Source organism: Paenibacillus sp. sgz302190 (genome assembly GCF_059820445.1).
The window spans coordinates 1-1,649 of the sequence record NZ_JBZYAO010000088.1; the positions used below are offsets into that span (position 1 = coordinate 1).

At 46.8% G+C, this 1,649-nt stretch carries 1 protein-coding gene; it reads right to left on the minus strand.

Annotated elements, in window-relative coordinates; all coding sequences use genetic code 11:
* Positions 1–143: 143 nt before the first annotated feature.
* Complete coding sequence (locus tag AC6RNO_RS36500; RefSeq protein WP_488438803.1) at positions 144–1,376, minus strand: IS110 family RNA-guided transposase; 1,233 nt, start codon at positions 1,374–1,376, stop codon at positions 144–146.
* Between the last annotated feature and the right edge of the window lie 273 nt (positions 1,377–1,649).

Consider the following 1,649-nt stretch of genomic DNA (forward strand, 5'->3'; position numbering starts at 1 on the left):
CACTTTATACGAAAATAAAAAGTAACTCTAGCCTCGTATGATGGCAGAACGCGTTTGAAAACGGCTGGGTTTGGACATACTTATCTCTAAAAAAGCAAAAAAAAAGCCCACTGCCCGAATTTTAGCTTTATCTTCAAAAAAAATTAACCTGCTGCGTTTTCCGTTACTTGAACGATGTAGCCCATCTCATGTAGTTTTTTCAAGTAAAAATCAACGGTGTTTTTTTGGGACATGCCTGTGTGCATGTCTATTTCTTTGTATGCTGTTTTTTCTTTCATGATCCCATAGATGATTCGAATCAGGAGATGGCCCGTTGCTACGCATGCTTTGTTTTCCCCTCGTCGTTTTCGAATGCGTCTGTAGTGATCCCCGATTCGATTTTTTGACTTGTTGTTCGACCATGCGGATTGGGTTAACGCTCGTTTGAGATACTTATTTCCTTCCAGACATTTTTTGTTCTTTTTCCGACCCGCGCTTTCATGATTTCCGGGAGCTACCCCTGCCCATGAGGTAAACTGTTCCACGGTGGGAAAGCGTTCGGTTACATCGGGTCCCATCTCCGCAAAGATCGCTGCTGCCGTATGGAAATCGATCCCCGGAATGGAATCCAGACATTCGATTTCAGTTCTGTACGGCTCCAGTTGACGATCAATTGCCGCCTCCAGTTTCCCGATTTGCGCCTCCGCAAAATGCAAATGATCCCAATGCATCTGAATCATTTCTCGATGATGCTTTCTCAGATTTCCGTTGATCGCCTCGATGAGTTGCGGCACCTTGGCTTTCAGCTTCGTTTTGACCAATCTACGTATTTCGTCTGCCTCCAGCACTTCTCCGTTGAGCAATTTCTCAAGCAGCAAACGCCCCGATACACCAAATAGATCCGTCATAAACGTCGTCAACTTGATGTTCGCGTCCTGCAGAATCTTATGGATTCGATTTTTCTCTTGCGTCACCGTTCCCACCATCCGCACACGGTATCGCGTTAGATCCCGGAGATCCCGCATATGCTGGGGTAAGACGACGCTAGGTTCGATCAGGCCACACCGGTGCAGTTGCGCGATCCACTCTGCGTCTTTTTTGTCTGTCTTGCGCCCAGGGGTGTTCTTGATTCGTTTCGCATTCGCCAATACGAGGTTGCAGGTGGACTCCAATATGTTCCATATGGGTTTCCATAATACCCCTGTGCTTTCCATCGCTACTTCGCTACATGTGTGGGAGGCCAGCCAATCTTGTAAACAAAACAATTCTTTCGTGGTCGTACCGAAGCTTTTGATGATCGTCTTCGGTTTACTCTCCAGATCCCCATAGAGGATACAGGCTACCACGACTTCTTGGTGAACATCTAAACCCGCACAGCATTCTCTTACTGCATCCATGAGTCTACCTTCTTTCTTTCATCCATACTCACAAACCATGCGACCTGATCGTTGAAACTTTATACGCGCACTTGGGGTGCATTGGGCAGTGCTCGAGGTACGCAGTAGAACGGTTTTTGCAACAGGGTCGAGCCCCAATGTGCTTACGTCCTTTGGTTTGTTAGTTTCATCGTTTCCAGTTCTTACGCTTTTCAAGCTTGAAACTGGAGCTGTAGACCTGAATTATTTTCATTCTGTGGGGTGACGTCCACGACGTCATGGGGTTTTTGCAGG

Bases quoted from the DNA above. Each gene is read 5' to 3' on its own strand.
- AC6RNO_RS36500 (WP_488438803.1), bottom strand. From the start codon at position 1,376: ATGGATGCAGTAAGAGAATGCTGTGCGGGTTTAGATGTTCACCAAGAA.